Raw genomic sequence first — 23019 nt, forward strand, 5'->3', positions numbered from 1 at the left:
CAGTTTTGTTTCTTGTTCTTGATTAATCGTTTTAGGCGCTTCGCGATTTTCCACGAGCGGTCTTCTTGGCGGTCGCGCTCCGAGGCGCATCCTTGTCAGCCGCGGTGCCGCTCGCTGTGTTCATCTGTTCGAGCCATGACAACGCGTCCGCATACGATAAAAACTGCTGCAAATACCCGGGCGACAACTCGCGCATCAATGACAACGCGCGATGCACGAGGCTGCTCGAATTAAGCGGGCCGGCATTTCCGGGTACTTGCGCGAGCGATTGCCGGAACTGTCTTTCAGTGCTGATCCTGTTCCACGTCTCGCGGAAGTATTCAAGCGCCGCCATTTCCGGATAAGCACTGGGTGCGCGTGTATTCGCTAGGTAGTCGATGAGTCCGCTCAACGGTCCGGATGCGGACTCGCCATCTGGCGCTTTCGGTTGAGCGTTTGCAGCAAGATCACTGGCGAAGGCATCGATCAATTCGGTTAACCTCGCGTTCAGGACGCGCCGTGTTTCACCGTCATGGTTTATCGCGCGCCGCTCCATCGCTTCGATAATCCGAAAGCGCACCGGATCAAACCGATCGGCGCCGCGTTCGCGCCAGGCATCGAGCGTTGCATGGAAATCGCTCATGGCGCCTTCACCGTTGCAGCCGATGGTTTCGGCACAGGCGCGATCTCGACTCGCCGGTTCTTTGCGCGCCCGGCATCGTTCGTATTCGATTCCACGGGCTGCTGCGAGCCGAACGCCGCTGCAAATAGCGATGAGGAGGGCACACCTTCATCGATCAACGCACGCGTCACCGTCAGCGCGCGTTGCGCCGACAGTTCCCAGTTGTCCGCGAAACGGCGATTGCCTTCGCGCAGTTGCCGGTCATCGGTGAAGCCGCTCACCATCAGGATCTGCTCGTTGGTCTGCAGATAAGCGGTGAGCGGTCCGGCCAGACTCTTCAGAACCTTCCGGCCTTCGGGCTGCAACTGATCTGAGTTGAGCGCAAACAATACGCTGCCATTGATGCCGATCCGCCCGTTGACCAGCGTCACGCGACCCGCGGCCAACGGCCCGGCGAGCGCTTGCTCGAGCGTCTTGCGGCGCTGCGCTTCCACCTGATGCTGCTTGACCTCGCGTTCCAGCTTGCTGGAAAGCTCCAACTGCACGCCGATGACCCCCACCAGGATCAGCATGAACGCGCCTAGCAATACCGACATCAGGTCGCCGAAGACGGCCCAGACCGGCGCTGCGGGTTCGACGCCGCCGTCGATATCCTCGCTCATGCCGTTTCGGCTCCGGCAGACGTCCGCTTGCCGCCGATCTGCTGCAAGTCCTCGATGATCTGTTTCTGCGACATCACGCTCAAATCGATGACTTCGCGCGCCTGCGCGACGTAATACGCGAGCTGTTCGTCGCTACGTGTTAGCGATTTATCGAGCGCGATTTCGATGCGCTGAAGGTGCGCCACGAGCTTCTCGTTCGAATCGCCGAACAACTGCACGGCCACGCCGAACGCCTCGCCGAGGCTCGCGACCTCGACCGCGCTGCCGGTGACTTGCGCCGCAATGCCGCTCAGCTTGCCGGTCTCCTGCTCCACCTTATCGGTGAACCGGGTGCCGACGCGATCGAGCAGATCCGCCGACGTGCTGACCAGCGCATCGACAGCCGTGCGCTGCTCGGTCGAGGCGTGGTTGACGGCATCGAGCAGGGTTTCCAGCGTGGCCAGCAGGCGGCTGCGTTCCTCGAGCATGGCGGTGTCACGCACCATGCTGTCCGAGAGCTTGATGCGCAACTCGGCGATCATTTCAGCCGCGGCCTTCGGTGCTTCCGATGCCGCCTGCACCAGCCGCGAAATCTCGCCGATGGTGTCGCTCGCGTGCGCCTGCGTCTGCGCGGAGATGTCGCGTGCGGTGCTGGCCAGTGTGTCGCAGATGTCCTGCTGCCGGGTCGCCGTGCGCGCGCCGGCTTGTTCCCATTCGCGGCTGAGCGTTGTGGATATCGATTCAAGCTGGCCGGTCCAGGCGGCGAGCCGCGCTTCGTCGCGCGAAGCCAGTTCCGTCTGCAAGTTCGAATGTGACTGGTCGACCTTGCCGAGCAGCGACGCCGAATGCTGCTCGAAGCTCGCAGCCGCCGCGTTCAGCGCATGCGCGTTGTGTTGCGCCAGTTTCTCGCCGATACGCTCCTGCTGCGCCAACGCATCGCGCCATGCTGCCGATATGCCGGCCGTGGTTGCATCGAGTCGGGTGGAGACACCATCGAGCAGGCTAATGGAGCGTTGCTCGAAGGTCTCGTTGAACCGGTCAAGCGATAGACGCAAATGCTCGGACAGTCCTTCGGTGGAGTGCTGATGCGCAGTGAGCGCCTGATGCCAGATATCGGAAACGTTCGTGGCCGTCGATTCAAAACCGCTCGACAATCCATCCAGTTGCCGTTGTACGGCGGTCGTCACGCTGGTGTGCAACGCGGCCGACTCGCGCGTGAGAACGGCCATTGTTGCTTCCATGACGGGCTGCAGCGCAGCACCGGCGGCGCGGGCGCTTTCAGCGACGCTCTCTTTCATGGAACGTTCCACCGATGCAGCCAGGCGCGTGTAAGTCGCCTCCGTCCTGCCATGAAACGCATCCTGGTTCGCGACCTGCCGCTCGTTCAAAACATGGTTCTGCTGTTCGATGGCGGTCATCATTGCCTGCAGGCGATCAACCAGCGCAGGCATGACTTCCGCCTGACGCTGCAGGAGCCTGAACGCTTCCTCGCGCTGATGCGTCTGCGAATAGATGCGCAAGGTCGTCGCGATCTTCACGTCGAGCATGTGCGCCGCCTGAATCCGTTCGCGGCGGCACAACGCGGACAGCAAGCCCAGCATGGCCGATGTCGCCACGCCCGCAATCGATGTCCCGAACGCGAAGCCCAGCCCCTTGACCGGAGCCGCAAGCGATGCGCGGATGGCCTGCAGGTCGGTCGCGCTGTCGAGCGCCATGCCTGTGCCCCGGAGGGTCGCCACCATGCCAAGCAGCGTCCCCAGCATGCCGAGCAGCACCAGCAATCCCACAAGATACGGTGCGAGCGCGGGGCCCGGCAAGGCGACACGCTCGCCCTCCACACGCAGCCGCGCGGCATTGCGCAAGCTGGCCGGCAACTGTTCGAGCCACGCGCCGAGGCTCGCCGGCGGCGCGGACAGGCCGTCGATGGCGCGCGTCAGGCCGGACGTGGCCTCGTTATATCGTTTTAGTTCGAGCGCGCCCGCCACGTAGCAGGCGGCGATCAGCAGCGTGACGGCGAGCGCCAGCAGATTAGAGCCGATGTAACCCGCGCCGATCCAGCACACGGCGGCGAGACCTGCCAGGAACACAACGAGATTGATCAGATTTCTGGACATAGCGTCCCAGTTAGCTAGTGCGAAGGGCGGCGAGCAACCCTTCGACCGGTTGAAAACGAAGATCCAGTTCGGCCAGCAGCACGCTCTGCGTATCTTTGCGGAAAATTTCGAGCCATGCGCCCGGTGTTTCGTCGCCGCTCAGCGTATCCAGCTCCGCGCGTCGCAGACGCTCGAAGTGCCGGCCCAGCAGCACGGGCACAGTCCCGAGCAAGCTCCGCTCGCGCGGGCTCAACGCGCGCTCCATGACTGCATCGACTTCCGCGAGCCGCGTCATGGCCGGCGTCCTCGCGGCGAGTTTTGCCCGCAAACGGCCGCGCAGATTGCCGATGCCGGTTTCCATCGACTGTTGCAGGGTCAGATAGCGTTGGCGGAAGACCGGATAGTCGGTATCAGCGGATGTTTCGATATGTGCTTGTGCCGCGCCCGGCCGTCTCTTCGGGGCGCCAAACACGCTGTCGCCGGCAATGGCGTTCGCGAGCGCGCTGCGCGCGGCCGCGCACTCTTTCTCTTCGGGGCTGCCCGAGGTTTGCGCGCTGGCAACGCCCGGAGGCGGCTTGCCGCCCAGCGCCGTAGATAAAGCGATCGCATCAGTCCAGTGGAGCCACTGGCTCAGCCGGTCCGATAGCGATTGCCTGGATTCGGTAAATTCGACGTCCGTCAGGCGCGCAAGTAAGCGAATGAGCGCCGGGCCGCTGAGAGCTGTGCGCTGAGGAGCTTGCACCATTTCGCCAGAGTCAAAAAGTTCGCTAGTTTACACGTCGGCGGGGACGGTGCCGTCGATATGTGGCTGATGGTCGAAATCAGTGGCTCTTCGTGGTTGAGTTTTTTTGTCCAATGGCAATCTGCGGAAGAACGGCTACGGGCGATCCAAAAAGGCACGGCGGCGGCTGGGTACTTGCGAAGGCGCCGGAAAAGATGATGGCATTTGATGGTATCGCGCGGCTGGTGAGCAGTTGGTTTTTGCGGTCAGTCTCGCTGACGATGATCCGGAATGCATGGTCGAGGAGGCGGTCAAAACGTTGTTATCGGACGAGATGTACGACGCGGAACCTTTGCTGGTGGAATGGTTGGCGAAGTGACGTTGGCGTGGATTGAACAGGATCTTGAAGTGCTGTTTGCGAAAAGCGCGCGACCGCGTAGGAATTGATGGCGTAGCCGCTGCAACGGGTATTTGAAAGCCGTTGCTCGTTGCGTGCAGCGCAAAAAAGGCAGAGTGCCGAGTTTCAACCAAATCAAGGTCTTGGCCGACGTTCACGTGAGTTGTCCACAGCCTTGCCAACAAAAACTGGGGATAAGTTGCGTGAGTGGATCAATGGGCTACGCGTCGGTCACGGCAATGGTGGAGGTGGCTGTGTCAAAGACCTTCAATCCATCGCCCACTGCGGCGATCCACCGGGACGGCTTGCTTCCTGCGCTGAACCTGGCCGTCCCATCATTACCCGACCGGGACTCGTTCAGCCCGGAGTTCCGTTCAACGCCGCCCTGATATCCAGCACGGAGGCACCCGGTGCAGCGAGTCCGGCCCGGTCGCCGTCAAGCGGCTTGCCCGTCGTTTGCATCAACCGGACCAGCGAATCCACGGAAGGAGCGGTGCCGAATTTCTGACGCAACACGGCAAACGCCGCCGCCACCTGGGGCGACGAAAACGACGTTCCCCAAACGTTGAACGATCCGTAGCCAGCCCAGGGTGCGAGCACGAAGTCGCCACTGGCCCGGTCGCCGGTGCCGACGGGAGCAAAGAGACTGACCTTCTGCGAGAGGTTTGTATAACTGGTTGGGGTCGTGACTGACCGGATGCCGGTAGCGCCCACGGGGATGATGTTGTTCCCGCATGTCCAGGCCCCGGTTCCATTGACGCTGTCGTTGCCCGCCGACATCACGACTGCGATCCCTTTCGCACGCAGCACGCCCGCAACTGCGTCGATCCTTGCCCCGTCGCCTCCGGTCGCACACGGAAGAGATCCGGCTATTGACTTTCCGGATGCGGAAATATTCACCGCGACAATTTTCGAACCGATATCGGCCCGCGTAAGCAGTGTGCTGTTGACGTAATTGAGCGCGTCCACAACCGAGTTGATGGGCCAGCCTTGCGGACCGTCAGTTCCAGTGCCGCCACCGATCTTGACCGTGATGACACTTGCCCCCGGGGCGACGCCCGAGTACATCAGCTTCGTATTGGCATCATCCCAACGAACCGTAGGCTGACCAACCATGATTCCGGCGGTGGCTGCGCCGTGGTAGTAATGGCAGTACTGCGGGGAGTCAGAATTGGCCGTGTCGCGGCATGAATTGTCCGGTGCGTCCGACGGGAGGGACGCGCCGGACTGGGAAGCCACGTAATAGCCCGCTGAAGGATCGCCCGGTAGCGGCCGGCCGACCCAGCTCTGAAGTTTGCACAGACTAAGCCAATCAGTTCCCGTTCGTTGTCCTATGCAGACCTCGCCGGCTATTTTGCTTCTGCCCAGGGAATCCTTGAAAACAGGATTGTCGTTGCGAAATGCACCGTCAATGTCGACCACGATGTAGCCTGTGCCGTCATAACTTTTGCCGTTCCGGTCGGTGTAGACGCCGTTGACCGTACCGCCCAGGTTGTATGGGATCGTTGCCGTCGATGGCCAGTCCGCAGGCATCGTTTGCGCGCCGACGTCACTGGCTAAGGCGATGGCAAGGGGAGGAAGGGCGAGCGACGCGGCAGTAAGGCGTCTGATAAGTGCGGGCCGGAACGGCGATAGGCACGTGTACAAATTGTCTGTATGGTTTTTCATCTGATTCCCTGTTGTTATCCAGACGGAAAGCAGTTCGCTTTCACGCCTGCCGGTTGTGTGGAGCGCGAATCGTCCACGCTGCCGATCAGATGCGGTATCAGATATTTCTGAAACAAGGGTTTCTTATTTGATTCGGGTGTGTTTTTTGCCAGTTCGTTGTCACGTTTCGGATGCAACCCTTAGGCGGTGCGAGCGCAAGCGAGAACAGGCACGCCCTTTCCAGTCGGCGGAATGGCACATCACTCGCAACCGCCCATCTTCGAAATCACACGTTCACATCGCCCCTGACATCCAAGAGTGGTCGTTTCCCTCGCCAGTCGGGCATAGGTGGAAATGGCAGATCATCAATCTTTAAGCTTGGAAACTCTATATAAGAAGAATCCGATTTTGACAAAACTGTTGTTTAAAGCTCCGGCTGATGGTCGGTTTTAACCTGCGCGCAGTTCATTTCGCGCCAATTTGTCGGTCGACAAAGTTAGCAATACAAACCGATCGAATGAACCAAAACCAACTACCGGCCGACATCCAGCCGACTAAGACACATTCTTGTTGCCGTCGAGCAAACCGCCATAGCAACGCGACAGAACTTGGTGGGTGCTGCGGGATCACCGCGTGTGATTATTGAGCCGCGACAAATCGCGTTTGCAGCGCTTGCATTGCTCGGCGCACTGCCCTGATGGTCAGCCGATAATCCGTTTCCTCGACGATTTCAGTCGACTAAGATTTCATCCGCAGTCGGCCCGCCCGCAATTGGGACGGACCCTGCCCCATCCCTCCGGTCGCGCACGGAAGATTCCGGCGACTGAACCCGGGTCTTAAGTTTTCACGTTAAATGAATGAGCGCCGGCCGAAGCTGCGGCACAGCTTGATCTAAAACAACTCATGCTGCCCCGAAATCAGCATTTGAAAATCACTCTGTAAAAGCGGCAGGATGGCATCGGCGATCGGCTGAAGCTGCCGCGTCAGATAATGGTCGTAGTCAATCCCCGACCGCCAGGTCTCAAGGGGCTCCGGCCCGGTGCTCGTCATCAGGTAACTGATCCAGCCGCCACGCTGATATTGCAGCGGACGCCCATGCTCACGATTGAATTCATCGGCTATACGCGCTGCACGGACATGCGGCGGCACGTTGCGCTCATAGGCATCGAGCGGCCGACGCAACCGCTTTCTATAGATCAGCAACTCATCGAGTTCGCCGCTCAAAGTGCGGCGCACATAATCACGCACGTAGTCTTCATACGGCTCGCGTTTGAAAATGCGCGAATAAAGTTCGCGCTGGAATTGCTGCGCAAGCGGGGTCCAGTCGCTGCGAACGGTTTCGAGTCCTTTGTAGACGATCTCTTCGCTGCCATCGGGCAAAAGGCTCAAGCCTGCGTAGCGCTTCTTGCTGCCTTCCTCCGCGCCGCGGATCGTCGGCATGAAAAATCGCCGATAGTGCCGCTCGAACTGCAGTTCCAGCGCGCTCTCGAGTGCAAACCTCTCGCGCACGTCTTCCCGCCACCATGCGTTGACGCGATCGACGAGCGTGCGCCCGATGCGCGCCGCTTCGTCCTCGCTGTGCGCATGCCGTAGCCACACGAAAGTGGAATCCGTGTCGCCGTAGATCACTTCGTAACCTTCCGCTTCGATCAACTCGCGCGTGCGGCGCATGATTTCGTGGCCGCGCAGGGTGATCGACGAAGCCAGCCGGGGGTCGAAGAAACGGCATCCGGTAGAACCAAGCACGCCGTAAAACGCGTTCATGATGATCTTCAGCGCTTGCGACAACGGCTTGTTGTTTTCGCGCTTGGCTTCGTCGCGTCCCTTCCACACCTGACCCACGATAGCCGGCAAGCTGTGGCGCGTGCGCGAAAAACGCGCGCCGAGAAAACCGGGTACGGACTGTTCGTCATCGGGATGACGCATGCCATCGACAAGACCTGCCGGGTCGATCAAAAACGTGCGAATGATCGATGGATACAGACTCTTGTAGTCGAGCACCAGCACCGAATCGTAGAGTCCCGGGCGCGAGTTCATCACGAAACCGCCGGGACTTGCAGCGCCGACGACATCGCCGAGATTGGGGGCAACGAATCCTTGCCGATGCATCCGCGGCATATACAAATGCGTGAACGCTGCAACTGAACCGCCGTTTCGATCAGCGGGCAACCCCGTCACCGATGCACGTTCGAGCAGGAACGCAAGCAGTTCGGTCGCCGCGAAAATGCGCGTGACGAGTTCGCAATCCTTGAGGTTGTAGCGGGCGAGGGCGGGTTTGTCTTCATCGAAGCGACGCTGGATTTCGTCCATCCGCTGATACGGGTTGTCGATCGCCTTGCCTTCGCCGAGCATGGTTTGCGCAACGTATTCGAGGCTGAACGACGGAAAGCTCCAGGTCGCGGATCGCAGCGCCTCGATGCCATCGATCAGCAACCGGCCCGCCGCGCCCGCGAAGAAGTGGTTCTGCTTGAGACCGTGTTGCCGCCATTCCATGACGCTGCCGCCGCGACCCAGCCGCAGCGGCACGTTGTAGCGTTCCGAATGTTCCTGCAACACACGCAGGTCGAACTGGATCACGTTCCAGCCGATGATCGCATCAGGATCAAAGCGCTCGAGCCACTCGTTGAGTTTCTCGATAAGCTGCCCGCGTGTCTCGCAGTATTCGAGCTTGAAGTCGACGCCACTGGCATCGCCATTGGGCGGTCCGAGCATGTACACCTGACGCTCGCCGCAACCTTCTAGCGCGATCGAATAAAGCTCCGAACGCGCACTGGTTTCTATATCGAGCGACACTAGTTTTAAATTCGGCCGATAACCCGTCGCAGGTTTCAGTTCCGCATTGATGAGCGGATCGAAAGGCAAACCCTCGCCTTGGCGGTCGCCGTTGAAGACAACTGGCGCCGTAATGAAACGCTCCATCATGTACCGGTCGGGCGGAAAAACATCGGCTTCGTAAACGTCCACGCCGCCTTGCTTCAGGCGCCGTTCGAGCGCTGTCAGTTGCCGATATTGCGCGGTATAAAGCCCGAGCACCGGCCGGTGACTGAAATCAACCAGTTCAAGCGGCCGCAACTCCGCGCGTTTTTCACGCTGCATGACGGATTCTGCGCGCTCGCGGTGCGCCGCCGGAATGAACGCCACCGACTCTTGAGGACGCAGGCGAAGGTGGCGGGGACCATCGTCCGTCGCCAGCCAGAAATCGACGTCGGTGCCATCGGGCGTGTCACGCCAATGCCGCGTCAGAATGAAACCGCGTTGCTGCCCGCTCAAATGCCCGCCTCAAGAAAATCGTCGCTTACATGGATTTTAGTGGTTGCGCGCGTTTGGCGTCCGGATCGCTGGATCTTGAAGCTTTTTGTTCCATGTCGATTTCCCCTTCTGCCGATCGTCGTAGGATCAAGCAGGCGTCATTACGCCTGCTTTTACTCCTTTTAATTTTTACGCCGAGGTGATCGACGATGTCATTGCAGCTCTACGCCCATCCCTTTTCGTCGTACTGCCAGAAGGTCCTGACCGCGCTCTACGAGAACGGTACGCCGTTTGAGTATCGACAATTGTCGAACGATGACCCGCAACCGATGGCCGAACTCGCCGCGCGCTGGCCGTTGAAACGTTTCCCGGTGCTCGTCGACGACGACCGTACGATTGCCGAATCGACAATCATCATCGAGCATCTTGCGCTGCACTATCAGGGGCCTGTGCAATTGCTGCCGTCCGATCCGCGTGCCGCGCTCGACGTCCGCTTCATGGACCGCTTCTTCGATAACTACATCGCCACGCCCCAGCAAAAAATTGTGTTCGACTGCATGCGGTCCGAGGGCGATCGCGACCCGCACGGTGTAGCCGATGCCCGTGCCATGCTCGAAACGGCGTACGCATGGCTCGATAAAACCATGGCGTCCCGCACGTGGGCCGCGGGTGACCAGTTCAGCCTGGCCGATTGCGGGGCGGCGCCGTTCCTGTTTTACGCGGACTGGACGCATCGAATTGCGTCATCGTTTGAGAATGTCGTTGCGTACCGCAAGCGGCTTTTGGCGCGGCCGTCGTTTGCACGCGCGGTGGATGAAGCGCGGCCTTATCGAGCGTTCTTTCCGCTTGGCGCGCCCGACCGGGATTGACTTGACCAAAGGAAACTCGACGTCTAAAACCTCTCGCCTGCTCTTGACGTGTTTATCGCCCGGTTACTGCGCGTTCGATTTTCCTGTCGGTCTTGTACTGGCTCAACGCGTAGACCGACCAGATCGCGGCGGGTATCCAGCCGATTATCGTGATCTGGAGTATCAGGCAGATGATCCCGGCGATCGGGCGGCCAATGGTGAAGAACTGAAACCAAGGCAAGATTAATGCGAGCAAAAGGCGCATGGATTTTCCTTATGGCTGGTCTGGTTGAGGAGGATTTGCAGCGATCCGATCTTGCTGGCTGTCTCAGCGGCAATATACAGCAAGGCCGCATGCGCCCCGCGTTCCCGGAAGCACGGTTCCCATTCAAACGCGCATCCATATGCGTGCGCGTTTGATATCCATAGAAAAATTCCTACGTTTGCCACGCGCGTTGTGCGCCCTAGCATGTGAGACCCGGTAACCAGCCGGGCCGCTACTGCGCCTCCTTGCCCGATCCCAGACAGGAATTCCGTTAGATGAATGCACGACTTATCGCGCTTGCCGGCGCGACGACCCTTGGCCTTTCAATCGTGCTGAGTGGTTGCAACAAATCCGAATCCGCCGCGCCTTCATCGCAAGCCTCCGCCAAGCCCGTCTCGGGCGGCGCGATCACATGGGGCGTCACGACCGAACCTGCGTGCTTTGATCCGCATCGTTCATCGCAGCAAAATGCGTTCTGGGTGATCCGCAATTTCATCGATTCGCTGATCAGCAAAAAGACCGACGGCACCTACGCGCCGTGGCTCGCAAAGTCGTGGAGCGTCGCCGACGATGGCAAGAGCTATACCTTCAATCTCCGCGATGACGTCAAATTCACCGATGGAACGCCGTTCAACGCGGCTGCGGTGAAGGCAAATTTCGATTACATCCTCGCTAATGTGAGCACGACGTCGGCATCGGCGTCGTTGCTGGTCCACTTCGATCACGCAGAGGTCGTGTCGCCGACGGTAGTAAAGCTTGTCATGAAGCAGGCCGATTCCACGACGCTCGAATCGTTGTCGAGCGTGAAGCTCGGGTTCATCTCTCCGAAGGCATTGGCCGAGAACAAGGATCTGTGTGGCGGCGGTCCGGGCATCGTGGGGACGGGGCCGTTTGTATTCAAGTCTTACCAGCGCGGTCAGTCGGCCGTGTTCGAACGCAATCCGGATTACCGATGGGCACCCGGAAACGCGCAGCATCAAGGGCCTGCATATCTCGACCGCGTGACGTACCGGTTCCTGCCGGAAGCGGCTGTACGTACCGGCGCGCTGAGTTCCGGGCAAGTCGACCTGATCGAAGGCGTGCAGCCAACAGACATCGGCGTATTCGATAAAGTCGATGGCTTCCAGTATCTGACGGGGCCATCGGCTACGACGTCGTTCACGCTCAACATCAACTACACGGTCGCACCCGCCAGCGACGTTCGCGTGCGCCGCGCGCTGCGTGACGGCTTCGATCTAGATGGCATCGTAAAGAGCGTTTATCTTGGCACCGTGCGGCGTGCGTACTCGAACATCGGACCGGACAACGCGGACTATGACGCAAGCCTCAAAGGTTCTTGGGGCAACAAGATCGCTGACGCAAACAAGTTGCTCGACGAAGCCGGCTGGACCCAGCGTGATAGCGAAGGATTCCGCACGCAAAACGGCAAGCGTCTTTCCATTGAAGTGGGCTATCCGCAGCCTTATGTGCGCGACAGCCGCGATGTGCTGATTCGCGCCGTGCAATCGGCGCTGCGCCAGAACCTCGGGCTCGACCTTGGCTTGAAGATCACCACGGCAGGCGACTTCGCCAACCAGAAGGCGACCGGCAACTGGACCATCTATCCGAACACGGACAACCCGTCTGACGTCGCGATGGAGTTGTGGGACATGCTCGGCGACCAGGGCTTTCTCTACAACGCGATCAAGAATCCGGATGCGACCATCACGGGCGATATCAATCGTGCGCGTCTCCTGCCCGTAGGCGACGAGCGGCGCCAGTTGCTCGCCAAGATCCAGGCGCGCGCGGTGGATCAGGCGTTTATCGTCCCGCTGTTTGCGCCGGCGTATCACCTCGCCGCGAAATCGAACGTGCACGGAATTGGTTTCGAACCGCAACTCGATGGTCCCGCAAGTTCCTACGATGTCTGGGTTGAAAAGCAAGGAGGCTGAGATGCTTGCGAAGATTGCCACGCGGCTGGGCACGGGCGTGCTGGTGTTATGGCTTGCTGCAACCGCTGCGTTTATTGCGATTCACGCGTTGCCGGGACGCATTGAGGATGTGCTCGCGGGAGATCTTGCATATCCCGGTTTGCGCGAGACCATCGCGGCGCAATGGGGACTGGATCGCAGTCTGCCCTGGCAGTACGGGCAATTCCTGTTGCGTCTCGGGCATGCGGATCTCGGCACATCGTTCGTGATGCAGCAGCCTGTTGCGGCCGTGCTGCAAAGCCAGCTTCTTCCTACGGCGCAACTTGCAGGTTCGGCGGGTTTGCTCGCCGTCGTATTGGCGATCCTGATCGCGACGCTGACCGCGGGAACGACAACGTCTCATGGTGCGTGGGGCAGCCGCATCGCATCGGTACTCGAACTTACCTTCACGTCCACGCCCGTCTTCTGGCTCGGCATGCTGTTGCTGATCGCGTTCTCCTTTCAATTGCGGCTCTTCCCGGTCTCCGGCGCAAATGGCTGGCGTTCGCTCGTATTGCCCGCCGTGACGCTGGCGCTGCCCACTGCAGGGATCCTGTCGCAAGTCATGCGGGAGGCGCTTGAGGCCGCGCTTGAGAAACCCTTCGTGGTCACCGTTCGTTCGCGTGGCCTAGGCGAACTTGCGTTGCGCTTTCGCCATGTGCTGCGGCACGCGCTGCTGCCGGTCGTGACGCTGGGTGGATGGCTTATCGGCAGCTTGCTGGGCGGCGCGGTCATCACGGAGAAGATGTTCGGACGGCCGGGCATCGGCAGCGTGACGCTGAACGCGGTGACGTCGCAGGATGTACCGGTCGTGCTCGCGGTGGTGTTGCTCGCGGCCTTCGTGCACGTCGTGATCTCGACGCTGCTCGACGTCGCTTATCTTTTCATCGATCCACGGTTGCGCAGCGAATGAGCGAGATCAATTACCGTCCCTTGGCTTACCCTCGACATAGTCTGTTGAGGGGAGTACCCCCCGGCGTGGTGCTTGCCGCAGCTTTCCTGCTCGTCCTTGGGGCGGCGATAGCTTACCCGCCGCTCGTCACGCATTACGATCCGCTCGTGAGCGATATCGCCCAGACGCTGAAGCCACCGAGCGCGGAGCACTGGTTCGGCACGGATCGCATCGGCCGCGATGTCTTCGCACGGGTGATCTACGGCGCACGTTATTCACTGCTGATCGGTCTCGCCAGCATGATTGTGGCACTTGTCATCGGACTTGCGATCGGCATGACCGCAGGCCTGGGAAAACGCCTCGCCGATGAATCTGCCTCACGCGTTTTCGATGTCCTCTCCGCGTTTCCGCCGGTGTTGCTGTCACTGTTCGTGGTGACGTTTCTCGGGCAGGGCATCGTGAATATCGCGATTGCGGTGGGCATTGCCGGCATTCCGAAGTTCGGCCGCGTGCTGCGCAGCCAGACACTCGTGGTGCGCCGTGCCGACTATGTCACGCATGCAGTCAGTTACGGCTTGTCGCGCAGCCGCGTGTTCCTGCGCCATGTGCTGCCCAACGTGCTGGTCGTCGTGCCGGTGATCGCGACCATCGATATAGGCAGCGCGATCATCGCGGTATCGGCGCTGAGCTTTCTGGGTCTCGGCCCGCAACCGCCCACACCTGAATGGGGCGTGATGCTCGCCGAAGGACGCGACGTGCTGCGCGTGGCGTGGTGGCCGAGCGTGTTCCCCGGGATGGCGATTACGCTGACCGTCTTGGCGTTTTCTGTTATCGGCAAGTTCCTGCAACGGAAATACGAGGTACGCACGCGATGATCACCACGGCAAAAACGCTCGTCGATATACGCGGCCTCAGCGTGAGTTTCCCAGGCGCTAACGGCGGCCGGCCGCTCGTGCACGGCGTCGATCTTTCCATTCGTGCGGGTGAATGCGTCGCGCTCGTGGGCGAGTCCGGTTCGGGCAAGAGCCTGACCGCGCGCAGTTTGATCGGTCTGGGCGGCGCGCAGGCTTTGATCGATGCACGTCAATTCGATATCGACGGCCGTCCCGCCTTGCGCTTCACCGACCGTGAATGGCGCAGCTTGCGCGGCACGTTTGCGGGACTCGTGATGCAGGACGCGCTGGTGTCGCTCGATCCGCTGCGCACGGTCGGCGCAGAGATTGGCGAGGTGCTGGCGCATCATCGGCTCGTGCGTTCGCGGGGCGAGCGGCGCACGCGCGTTCATGCGGTCATGGGTGACGTCGGCATTCCCGATGCCGAACATCGTGCGACGCAATACGCGCACGAGTTGTCGGGCGGCTTGCGGCAACGTGCCCTGATTGCATCGGCGATTGCGGCCGGCCCGGCGCTCGTGATCGCCGACGAACCCACCACTGCGCTCGATGTCACCGTGCAGGCCCAAGTGCTCGCCGTGCTTGCCCAGCGTCTCGCACAAGGCGTGGGCGTGTTGCTCATCAGTCATGATCTGGCGGTGGTTGCGGGTATCGCAGATCGTGTGCTCGTGATGCACGACGGCGAAGTCGTCGATAGCGGCACGACACAAAGCGTTCTCAACAATCCCTCGCATCCCTACACGCGCCAGTTGCTCGCGGCACAGCCTTCTGCGCAATCGCGGGGGCATCGGCTGAGTTCGGCGCGGATCGTGTCCGATGAACCACACTCGGCGCCTTTGATCATCCGCGAACCGTTGCCGCCAAGACGCGCACGTTCGGAACAAGCGGTGCTGCGTGTCGATGCTATCGGCAAGCAGTATTCACGTCGCGGCAAGCATCGCGGCGAAGTCTTCACTGCGCTGCAGGACGTTTCGTTCGCCGTGCATGGCGGCGAGGTGGTCGGGATCGTGGGGGAGTCGGGTTCGGGCAAGAGTACTTGCGCGAATATCGTCCTGGGGTTGATCGCGCCGGATGCCGGCAACGTAGAATTTCTAGGTACACGCTGGAATGGTGCTGGCGTTTCCGAACGTGTGCGTCGCGAGTTACGGCCGCGGCTTCAATACATTCCGCAAGACCCGCTCAGCTCATTCGACCCGCGTCATAGCGTGCAGCAGTTGCTCGAAGAAGCGCTATGGTCGAAGGCATTGCCAAAACCTTCGCTGCTTGCGCGCAGTGTCGAGTTGCTCGAACAGGTTGGACTGGATGCGGCGTTCCTTGCGCGGCGTCCATCGTCGTTATCCGGCGGCCAGCGGCAACGCGTAGCCATCGCGCGTGCGCTCGCGCCTGAACCCGCGTTGATCGTCTGCGATGAACCGGTGTCTGCGCTCGATGTCTATGTGCAAGCCCAAGTCCTCGATTTACTCGCCGAGCTGCAGGCGCGCCTGAATACGGCGCTGCTGTTCATTTCCCACGACCTCGACGTGGTGCGCCATCTCAGCGACCGCGTACTGGTGTTCAAGGACGGACGCATCGTGGAGGAGGGTGATGCCGAGCGGGTATTCGCCGCGCCTGAGCATCCGTACACACGGCTGCTGATGTCCGCAACGCCCGCGCTGCGGCGTGTGGAGGAGCGCACGCCGGCGGAGATACCGTCGTTTGCGCTCGAACGCGAGTTGTTGTAACTCCGTTTCAGACCGCGAGGACCGCGGCTCGTTCAGCCGTGTATCGATTCTCCGGAACCGCGAGGCCGAGATGGTCGCGCAACGTGGTGCCTTCATATTCACGTCTGAAGACGCCGCGCCGCTGGAGAATCGGAATCACGCCATCGACGAAATCCTGCAGGCCGCCCGGCAAGGTATCGGGCATCAGGTTGAAACCATCGGCGGCGCCGGCTTTGAACCAGCGCTCGATGTCGTCGGCTATTTGCTCAGGCGTACCCACCATCACACGATGCCCGCCGCCTCCCGCAAGCGCGCGAATAAGCTCACGGACCGTGTAACCATGCTGCCGCCCTTGCGCGAGCGTGGCGTGGAAGAATGTATGGTTGCCATTGCCCTGACCCGGCAACGTCAGATTGTCCGGCAGCTTCTCATCCAGTTTCAGGCGGTCGGGTGTGATTCCGAGCGTACCGGCCAGGCGCGTCAGGCTATAACTCCACGGGATCAGGTCCACGAGTTGATCGCGGCGGCGCAGCGCTTCCGCCTCGGTCGCACCTATGATCGTGGTCAGGCCCGCGAGCACCTTCACCGCATCGGGGCCGCGACCATAAGCAGCAGCACGCGTCTTGAGGTCTCGCGCATAACCCAGCGACTCATCGAATGATTGCGATGCCGAGAACACCGCTTCTGCGTGACGCGCCGCGAGATCGCGGCCATCGCCCGATGCGCCCGCCTGCACCAGCACGGGATGCCCTTGCGGCGATCGCGGAACGTTAAGCGGGCCTTGCACGGAAAAGTGCGTGCCCTGATGCCCCAGTGGATGCACCTGATCCGTGTCTGCGAACAATCCGGTCGCCTTGTTGCCGACGATCGCGCCCGCCTCCCAGCTATCCCAGAGCGCCTTGACGACGCTCGTGAATTCCGCTGCGCGGGCGTATCGCTCGGCGTGGTCCGGCACGGCAGCGCGGCCGAAGTTGCGGGCCGATCCCAAGTCGGCGGTCGTCACGACGTTCCATCCCGCGCGGCCGCCGCTGACATGATCGAGCGTCGCAAAACGGCGTGCGATGTTGTATGGCTCGTTATAGCTCGTGGAGGCCGTGCCGATCACGCCAATATGCGACGTCGCCGCCGCGATGCTTGCAAGCAGGATGGTCGGTTCGAGCGCGGTGATCGGGCGAAAGTTGATCTGATCGGCAATGGACGCGTTATCGGCGAGAAACACGGCGTCGAATTTCGCCGCTTCCGCAATCTGCGCGACGCGCACGTAGTGCTTCACGTCGATGAACGCGTGCGGATCGGCATCGGCAAGTCGCCATGCGGATGGCACGAAACCCGAATGCAGGATGTTGACGTTGAGATGCAGGCGACGGGGCGACAGGTTAGTCATGGACAGTCCGTTGTTTGATCTGCAGGCCGCAAGACCTGGGCTTTGATTGACCAGTCTTTCATTTTCAAGCCGGGCGCCGTTGAGCGCGACCAATAAATCCGTCAATCGATATACCGCATAGCACTAAGCGTTCAAGGCGCACGGCGCTTAAGCAAATTTGCAGCAAACCTTAGATCAAATCAATCGTTAAGCTGGCCAGTTTGCCTCGCTAGACTATTTTGTCGGCGTCGCAGCGCGCAAGCACAAGCTCATTCAACCAATCAAGGAGTACGCCATGGGCGTGACGGCCATCAATGTGCGCAACCAGTTCAGGGGGCACATCAAGGAGATCATTCGCGGTTCCGTGCTTTCGGAGGTCGACGTGGAGACGCCGAACGGAATCGTGACATCGGTCATCACGACACGGTCTATCGATGAACTTGAGCTCAAGGTCGGCACGGAAGTTGTTGCGCTGGTGAAGTCCACGGAAGTGTCCATCGCGCGTCTTTGAACGGCGTTTAATTTGCGGAGAAATGAATGACCACGTCAGCACCGTCGGACGCCGCGCTTTACGCGCGTTTCGCCGAAGTATTCAAGCACATTGGCGAAGGCGCGCTTGAGCGTGAGCAGAACCGCGAACTTGCGCGTGATGCAGTCGCGCAATTGAAGGAGAGCGGTTTCACGGCGTTGCGCGTGCCGCGTGAATATGGCGGTTCTGGCGTCAGTCTGCCGCAATACTTCCGCTTGCTGACGCGTTTGGGCGAAGCTGATTCGAACTTGCCGCAGATCATTCGCGCGCATTCGGGGTTCATTGAACAGCGACTTGAAAGCGACGATATTGCGGCACGCGAACGATGGCTCGGGCGCATTGCCAAAGGCGAAACAATTGGTGCGGCGACATCGGAGCGCACGGGCTCAACGCATAACAGCGTGACCGTGATTGCCGATAAAGATCCCGCCTATGTCCTGCTTAATGGAGAGAAATACTACAGCACCGGCACGCTCTATTCGGAATGGATCAACGTAGCCGCACACGATACACAGAACGACCTGCACGTGCTCGTGCGCAGCGACGCACCCGGCGTTGCGCGCAATGACGACTGGGACGGTTTCGGCCAGCGCCTGACGGCAAGCGGCACGACACGCTTTGATAACGTCCGCGTTCCGGTCGAGCAGATCCTGTCTCGGTATAAAGCCTCCGAGCCTCGCCGCAATTCCCTGCTTACTGCGTTCTACCAGACCGTCCATCTCGCCACGCTGGCGGGCATCGCCCGCGCGGTATTGCGCGACGGCGTCGAGTTTGTTCAAGGCCGCACACGCACTTTTGGCGTCGCCGGACAATCGAGTCCGCGTGACAATCCGCTTGTGCATCGTGCAGTGGGACGGCTTGGAAGCCTCGCTTATTCCGCCGAAGCGCTGGTCGACGCGGTTGCGTCGGCGCTTGAACGGGTGCATCAGGCGCGCAACGAGGGAAGGGCAACGACGGCGGACTACATTGCGGTCGATATCCAGGCCTACCAGGCGCAACAGATCGTACTCGAACAGGTGCTCGAGGCAGCGACGCTTTTATTTGAAGTGGGTGGTGCTTCGGCGACGAGCGAAACACGCAGGCTCGACCGCCACTGGCGCAATGCACGCGTCATTGCCTCGCATAATCCCGCGATCCAGCGTGAGGCCGCTGTTGGCAATTACCATTTGAATGGAACGGCTCCGGACGAGCGTTTCAGTCTGGCGCACGCATCGGCGCAAACCGCAGGAAAAACGCTTGGGCCAGGCGAGCGGACGGTAGTCCAGGACGACGAGTTTGCCGGAACCGGCAAATGAAAGTGCTGAACTTGCTTTGATTGCCTCAAGGTAAACCCGCGGTCGCCGCAATGCTTCGCATTACGACAACCGCGTGCAGATCAGCAGGCTGATCTGGCAGTGCTCAAAACTCAGGCTGGAACGATGTTCGACGCCTGCTTGCCCTTCGGTCCTTGCTTCACTTCGAACGTGACCTTTTGATTCTCCTGAAGGCTCTTGAAGCCTTCTGCCTTGATTTCCGAGAAGTGCGCGAACAGGTCTTCGCCGCCGTCATCCGGCGTGATGAAACCGAAGCCCTTTGCATCGTTGAACCATTTGACCGTACCGGTTGCCATGAGTGTGTCCAGAAAAATTTAAAGCAAAAAAATGAAAGTAGAACCGAGGATAAAGCCAGGGCGCCGAGACGCGTCGCATTGCATTGTTGTGACAAGACTTCGCCAAATGCTTGAACGTGTCCGTAACGAAGATACCTTGCCGTGCAGGACGTTCTTGGAATTATCGCGATTCAATTGTACGCCGTGCCAATATTTATTGAAGCTTTCCAAACCGGAAAACCTGCAATGCGAAATCCGCCGGCGCGCGGGTTTCAGCTTAACGCAAATAATCGGGTTTACTAAAGCCCTGAAAACGCTCATCCACGACCTGGCGGAACTGCGGCGATTGGTAAGCGGCCGAGATATCCTTCACATACGGATTTTGCAGATCGTTTGTACGTACCGCTACGAGGTTCAGATAATAAGGCGGAATTTTCTCCGGCAGCAGCGCGTCGGTCAGCATCAGGCCGGCGGCACTAGCGAAGTTTCCATTCACAAACGCATAGTCGACGTCGTCGAGCGAGCGCGGCAATTGGGCAGCATCCAGAGGCAGTGACTTTATCCGGTGCGGGTTTGTTGCAATATTGGGCTCGGACGAATTGACCGGGTCGACCCCCGGCTTGAGTGTCACCAGCCAATTTATTGCAACTGCAAGATCGCGCAGGCTTGACTGGTGACATCGTTCGGAAGTGAAACAGTCGCGCCATCTTTTACATCAGCCAGACTTTTTGATTTGTGGCTGTATATACCAATAGGCGCCGTCGGAACCTTGACGAGCTGACTCAGTGGCAGCTTGTGATCGTCCAAAAATTTTTTCGGGTAGGTTTCGTGCTGGAGCGCGTTGCCGTCGAGTGCACCGTCCGCAAGCGCGAGATTCGGCTGAACATAGTCGGTGAATTCGACAATGGCGACCTTGCAACCCTCTTTCTCCAGCAGCGGCTTGATGCCATAGCGGATCTGGTCCACGTAAGGTCCGGCTGTCGCGCCGAAGCCGATCTCCTTCTTGTCCGGATCGGCCGCATGAGCCGACGCGGTTATAACGGACGCAAGCAACGACACATGGATTCCCCGCAGCAAAGTCATTTTCTCTCTGATTTGTTCTCGAGTGGTTAGCTTGCAAACAGCTTGCCGACAAGAACTTAGCGCAAACGTAATCTCCTGCTAAACATGAAATTCTCCTTTGATATGCGGCGTCATTGCAGCAAGGTTTCAATGCTCCGAATACGCGAGCAAGCTGCCGTCCTTCAGCAGCCGCTCGAGATGCCGCGCAATGTCCGGCGCGCCGGTCATTTCGCCGAAGCTTCCGCGGGTCATCGGGCCGAATGCGAAGAGGCCGGGAGACACGTTGCCGTCGGCGTCGAGTATGCGGCTTTGAAGATCGGTATCGAGACCTGCCTGCACAGCATCCAGACGCGCGAGCCTGCTTTCGAGCAATGACTTCACGAGGGGGTTTCTATCTATGTCGCGAGCCGGTCCCGTGCAGAACACCACAGCGCCGAATTCATGTTCCTCGATGTGTCCGCCGCGGCGTTTGAGTCCCACGCGAAAGCCGTGCAGGGAACGCTGTATTTCGCCGATACCGGCCGTAACCACGTTCATCTGTCCCGTTCCAATTGCGTGTTCAATGGCCGCGTGAATTTGCGGCGCGATACGGAACCGATGCACGTCCCAGAACGGCAGCAACTTTCTGACAATACGGCGTTGCTCGCGCGCGGGCAACGCGTTCCAGATGCGCGGAAGCTCGAAACGAAATGCGTCTGCGGCGGGCTGCCAGCCGATGTTCGCCTGTTTGTCACGCGCAATCCGCTGTCGCAGTATTTTCACCAGCTCGCGCGCGGTCGAAGGGGGCGCCGTGTTGCCGAGGAAGTCGGCGGCGTCGGCGAAAATGCCGTGCGGTTGCGCTCGCAAACCGCGCCGCGAGATCGCCGTGATACTTCCACTATGCTCGCGTCCTATCAGCGTCACGGCGACATCGGCCATGGTCAGACCCGTGCCGACCAGCAGCACGGATGCATCTTGCGGGATCGCGTGCAACGCGTCATGTGACCATGGATGCGCGATCAGACGCGGATCTCGCAACGCGTTTTCATCGATACGTCCCGGTGGTTGTGACGGCGTATGTCCAAAGCATAGCGCCACACGCTGCGCTTCGAGTTGGCCGCCGTCGTCCAGTTCGACGATGTAACCCGAGTTGCTTCTGGTCAAGCCCATAGCGCTCGCACGACGATGACTCACGCGCACGTGCGCAGCGGCTTCAGCCACGACGTCTTTCAAGGTTGCATCGACATATTCGCCATACCGCTGACGGGACACGTAGTAGTGGCCTTGTTCATCTACACTGCCTGCGTCCAATGCCTCATGTTGCTTGAGCCAGCGTGTGGCGTGCGTCGAATCATTTGCGAAGAGGCTCATTCGGTCGCTCGGGACGTTGATCCGGTGCAACGGCTCTGTCGTTCCATAAGCGATTCCACGACCCAGATCCGCCGATGGCTCCACGATAATGAAGTTGAGATCCACGCCAGCAGGGCGTGCCTGGATTGCGTGAATCACAAACGCGACGCCTGTAAATCCGCCTCCAATGACGAGTATGTTCGCCACGGTTCCGTGATCCGGTGTTGCCGATGAATCGATCATGATGCTGAAGTCTCGTAAAGCGCCTGTTCGGAGCAGGCCACAGCGTGAGCAAGGTGTGTCATGTCGATTGCCTGGCGCTCACGGTCGTTACGCATACGGTACTTGAATGCATCGCTCAGAACGTGGAGGAACTCAAACGGGACGGGGCGTGCATGCGCGAAGCTGATCTTTCACGTGGCCACGAAGCGAGCCGGGGTCGTCCCGCATGCCTTAAATGTTCGCCACCGGGTTTGATGTTATGACAACGCCGATTCATTCTCGCGCGGTGAAACCTGCAATCAGGTGTCGAGGATACATCAGACCGGCCATCCATAGAACGCTGCGTAAAGCTTGAAATTCACTAAGCTAGTGAGGAACCGCGGGCACCTGGCTGGGAGAAAGCAAGCTCGGCCGGGGACGGACAATGATCAGAATCACAGGCTCTTCAAACTCGGCGGAAATTGAACAATAGCTTTTAGTATTAATTCGGATGGCTAACTAAATGTCAACTGTGATCAGGTCGTCTTTCTGGTGCTTTGAAGCGCCGACGCATTTCCACCGCAGTAGGAGCGAACGACGATCTAACGGCATGAACTGCTACGCAACATTTAGCGTTTCGCTTCAAAACTGAGTCAGCCCTCGGTTTGTCTGATGTTAAGCGTGACGCTGTTCGCGAGCATACAATCCCTGTTTTATCGAAAGCTAAAAGTAATGTTGAGACGCTTTGCGTGACAATTGTTTTGATGCGGTAAACAAACGCACCACGCCAGAACTTCGAAATTAAACGCGTTTTCGGTGGACTTACCCGTCGAAGCCGACAAAAACCACATCCGGGTTTCCTGTCGCGCGTCAACCGGGTTAACATTCCGCGCTCACCTTCCCATGGCGGCGGCCCGGCCAAAGGCCTGCCGCACAGCGGAATCGGCCGGAATCGCCTGCCCTGTCAGGGTGAAACTGATTTGCCTCCGACCGCCGCGTCCGGTAAGGTGACGCTTCCACCGTGCGCTCGCATGGGCAGTGAGTCGTACCC

The 23019-nt window shown here is 59.8% G+C and carries 17 protein-coding genes and 1 pseudogene; 7 read left to right on the plus strand and 11 right to left on the minus strand.

Features of this window, described 5'->3' with window-relative positions:
• Positions 1 to 31: 31 nt before the first annotated feature.
• The 6 genes from AXG89_RS37580 to AXG89_RS37605 form a co-directional block, all read right to left on the minus strand.
• Positions 32 to 622, minus strand: a complete 591-nt coding sequence (locus AXG89_RS37580; protein WP_075360218.1) for a DUF2894 domain-containing protein — start codon at positions 620 to 622, stop codon at positions 32 to 34.
• On the minus strand, positions 619 to 1263 hold the full coding sequence (locus AXG89_RS37585) for an OmpA family protein (protein WP_075360219.1): 645 nt from the start codon (positions 1261 to 1263) through the stop codon (positions 619 to 621). The genes AXG89_RS37580 and AXG89_RS37585 overlap by 4 nt, the downstream gene beginning before the upstream one ends.
• Positions 1260 to 3356: a DUF802 domain-containing protein gene (locus AXG89_RS37590; protein ID WP_075360220.1), complete on the minus strand. Its 2097-nt coding sequence runs from the start codon at positions 3354 to 3356 to the stop codon at positions 1260 to 1262. The genes AXG89_RS37585 and AXG89_RS37590 overlap by 4 nt, the downstream gene beginning before the upstream one ends.
• A 10-nt stretch (positions 3357 to 3366) precedes the next feature.
• Positions 3367 to 4080, minus strand: coding sequence for a DUF3348 domain-containing protein (locus AXG89_RS37595; protein ID WP_062001054.1), 714 nt, complete (start codon positions 4078 to 4080; stop codon positions 3367 to 3369).
• A 730-nt stretch (positions 4081 to 4810) separates the two neighbouring features.
• Complete coding sequence (locus AXG89_RS37600) at positions 4811 to 6121, minus strand: S8/S53 family peptidase (RefSeq protein WP_083638115.1); 1311 nt, start codon at positions 6119 to 6121, stop codon at positions 4811 to 4813.
• 870 nt (positions 6122 to 6991) lie between these two features.
• The gene (locus AXG89_RS37605) at positions 6992 to 9370 is read right to left on the minus strand and encodes a DNA polymerase II (RefSeq protein ID WP_075360222.1); all 2379 of its coding nucleotides are present in this window, start codon (positions 9368 to 9370) and stop codon (positions 6992 to 6994) included.
• A 188-nt stretch (positions 9371 to 9558) separates the two neighbouring features.
• On the opposite strand from AXG89_RS37605, the gene AXG89_RS37610 reads away from it, so the two are divergent.
• Positions 9559 to 10218 carry a glutathione S-transferase family protein gene (locus AXG89_RS37610; RefSeq protein WP_075360223.1) on the plus strand — a complete coding sequence of 220 codons (660 nt, stop codon included), beginning with the start codon at positions 9559 to 9561 and terminating at the stop codon, positions 10216 to 10218.
• A 52-nt stretch (positions 10219 to 10270) separates the two neighbouring features.
• Here AXG89_RS37610 and AXG89_RS37615 read toward each other — a convergent pair whose 3' ends face one another.
• The gene (locus tag AXG89_RS37615) at positions 10271 to 10462 is read right to left on the minus strand and encodes a YqaE/Pmp3 family membrane protein (RefSeq protein WP_062001051.1); all 192 of its coding nucleotides are present in this window, start codon (positions 10460 to 10462) and stop codon (positions 10271 to 10273) included.
• 275 nt (positions 10463 to 10737) lie between these two features.
• Here AXG89_RS37615 and AXG89_RS37620 point away from each other — a divergent pair, with 275 nt between their 5' ends.
• From AXG89_RS37620 to AXG89_RS37635, 4 genes are read left to right on the plus strand one after another with little or no spacing between them, the layout of a single operon-like run.
• Entirely contained in the window at positions 10738 to 12393 is a 1656-nt protein-coding gene (locus AXG89_RS37620; RefSeq protein ID WP_075360224.1) for an ABC transporter substrate-binding protein, read from the plus strand.
• Position 12394: 1 nt separating this feature from the next.
• Complete coding sequence (locus tag AXG89_RS37625) at positions 12395 to 13324, plus strand: ABC transporter permease (protein WP_062001049.1); 930 nt, start codon at positions 12395 to 12397, stop codon at positions 13322 to 13324.
• A 44-nt stretch (positions 13325 to 13368) separates the two neighbouring features.
• Positions 13369 to 14178, plus strand: coding sequence for an ABC transporter permease (locus tag AXG89_RS37630; protein ID WP_236873687.1), 810 nt, complete (start codon positions 13369 to 13371; stop codon positions 14176 to 14178).
• Entirely contained in the window at positions 14175 to 15917 is a 1743-nt protein-coding gene (locus AXG89_RS37635; protein ID WP_075360226.1) for a dipeptide ABC transporter ATP-binding protein, read from the plus strand. The genes AXG89_RS37630 and AXG89_RS37635 overlap by 4 nt, the downstream gene beginning before the upstream one ends.
• A gap of 7 nt (positions 15918 to 15924) precedes the next feature.
• Here the strand turns inward: AXG89_RS37635 and AXG89_RS37640 are convergent, their stop codons facing one another.
• Complete coding sequence (locus AXG89_RS37640; protein ID WP_075360227.1) at positions 15925 to 17280, minus strand: LLM class flavin-dependent oxidoreductase; 1356 nt, start codon at positions 17278 to 17280, stop codon at positions 15925 to 15927.
• Between the two features lie 274 nt (positions 17281 to 17554).
• Between AXG89_RS37640 and AXG89_RS37645 the strand changes: the two genes are divergently transcribed.
• Both AXG89_RS37645 and AXG89_RS37650 read left to right on the plus strand, forming a co-directional pair.
• Positions 17555 to 17770, plus strand: coding sequence for a TOBE domain-containing protein (locus AXG89_RS37645; RefSeq protein ID WP_056359869.1), 216 nt, complete (start codon positions 17555 to 17557; stop codon positions 17768 to 17770).
• A gap of 26 nt (positions 17771 to 17796) precedes the next feature.
• Positions 17797 to 19083, plus strand: a complete 1287-nt coding sequence (locus AXG89_RS37650) for an acyl-CoA dehydrogenase family protein (RefSeq protein ID WP_083638116.1) — start codon at positions 17797 to 17799, stop codon at positions 19081 to 19083.
• A gap of 110 nt (positions 19084 to 19193) precedes the next feature.
• Here AXG89_RS37650 and AXG89_RS37655 read toward each other — a convergent pair whose 3' ends face one another.
• From AXG89_RS37655 to AXG89_RS37665, 3 genes and pseudogenes are all read right to left on the minus strand, one after another.
• A complete protein-coding gene (locus AXG89_RS37655; protein ID WP_031356584.1) occupies positions 19194 to 19397 on the minus strand; it encodes a cold-shock protein in 204 nt (67 codons plus the stop codon).
• A gap of 256 nt (positions 19398 to 19653) precedes the next feature.
• Positions 19654 to 20459 (minus strand): annotated as a pseudogene (locus AXG89_RS37660) (MetQ/NlpA family ABC transporter substrate-binding protein).
• Between the two features lie 126 nt (positions 20460 to 20585).
• On the minus strand, positions 20586 to 22010 hold the full coding sequence (locus tag AXG89_RS37665) for an FAD/NAD(P)-binding protein (protein WP_075360228.1): 1425 nt from the start codon (positions 22008 to 22010) through the stop codon (positions 20586 to 20588).
• Positions 22011 to 23019: the final 1009 nt, after the last annotated feature.

The organism is Burkholderia sp. PAMC 26561, from assembly GCF_001557535.2.
In the GTDB taxonomy this organism is placed as follows: Bacteria; Pseudomonadota; Gammaproteobacteria; order Burkholderiales; family Burkholderiaceae; genus Caballeronia.

What these genes read in the sequence shown, in the direction of transcription:
- AXG89_RS37635 (WP_075360226.1), top strand. Translation starts at nt 14,175, where the DNA reads ATGATCACCACGGCAAAAACGCTCGTCGATATACGCGGCCTCAGCGTG.
- AXG89_RS37615 (WP_062001051.1), bottom strand. Translation starts at nt 10,462, where the DNA reads ATGCGCCTTTTGCTCGCATTAATCTTGCCTTGGTTTCAGTTCTTCACC.
- AXG89_RS37595 (WP_062001054.1), bottom strand. Translation starts at nt 4,080, where the DNA reads ATGGTGCAAGCTCCTCAGCGCACAGCTCTCAGCGGCCCGGCGCTCATT.
- AXG89_RS37625 (WP_062001049.1), top strand. Translation starts at nt 12,395, where the DNA reads ATGCTTGCGAAGATTGCCACGCGGCTGGGCACGGGCGTGCTGGTGTTA.
- AXG89_RS37590 (WP_075360220.1), bottom strand. Translation starts at nt 3,356, where the DNA reads ATGTCCAGAAATCTGATCAATCTCGTTGTGTTCCTGGCAGGTCTCGCC.
- AXG89_RS37600 (WP_083638115.1), bottom strand. Translation starts at nt 6,121, where the DNA reads ATGAAAAACCATACAGACAATTTGTACACGTGCCTATCGCCGTTCCGG.
- AXG89_RS37645 (WP_056359869.1), top strand. Translation starts at nt 17,555, where the DNA reads ATGGGCGTGACGGCCATCAATGTGCGCAACCAGTTCAGGGGGCACATC.
- AXG89_RS37650 (WP_083638116.1), top strand. Translation starts at nt 17,797, where the DNA reads ATGACCACGTCAGCACCGTCGGACGCCGCGCTTTACGCGCGTTTCGCC.
- AXG89_RS37655 (WP_031356584.1), bottom strand. Translation starts at nt 19,397, where the DNA reads ATGGCAACCGGTACGGTCAAATGGTTCAACGATGCAAAGGGCTTCGGT.
- AXG89_RS37640 (WP_075360227.1), bottom strand. Translation starts at nt 17,280, where the DNA reads ATGACTAACCTGTCGCCCCGTCGCCTGCATCTCAACGTCAACATCCTG.
- AXG89_RS37580 (WP_075360218.1), bottom strand. Translation starts at nt 622, where the DNA reads ATGAGCGATTTCCATGCAACGCTCGATGCCTGGCGCGAACGCGGCGCC.
- AXG89_RS37665 (WP_075360228.1), bottom strand. Translation starts at nt 22,010, where the DNA reads ATGATCGATTCATCGGCAACACCGGATCACGGAACCGTGGCGAACATA.
- AXG89_RS37585 (WP_075360219.1), bottom strand. Translation starts at nt 1,263, where the DNA reads ATGAGCGAGGATATCGACGGCGGCGTCGAACCCGCAGCGCCGGTCTGG.
- AXG89_RS37610 (WP_075360223.1), top strand. Translation starts at nt 9,559, where the DNA reads ATGTCATTGCAGCTCTACGCCCATCCCTTTTCGTCGTACTGCCAGAAG.
- AXG89_RS37620 (WP_075360224.1), top strand. Translation starts at nt 10,738, where the DNA reads ATGAATGCACGACTTATCGCGCTTGCCGGCGCGACGACCCTTGGCCTT.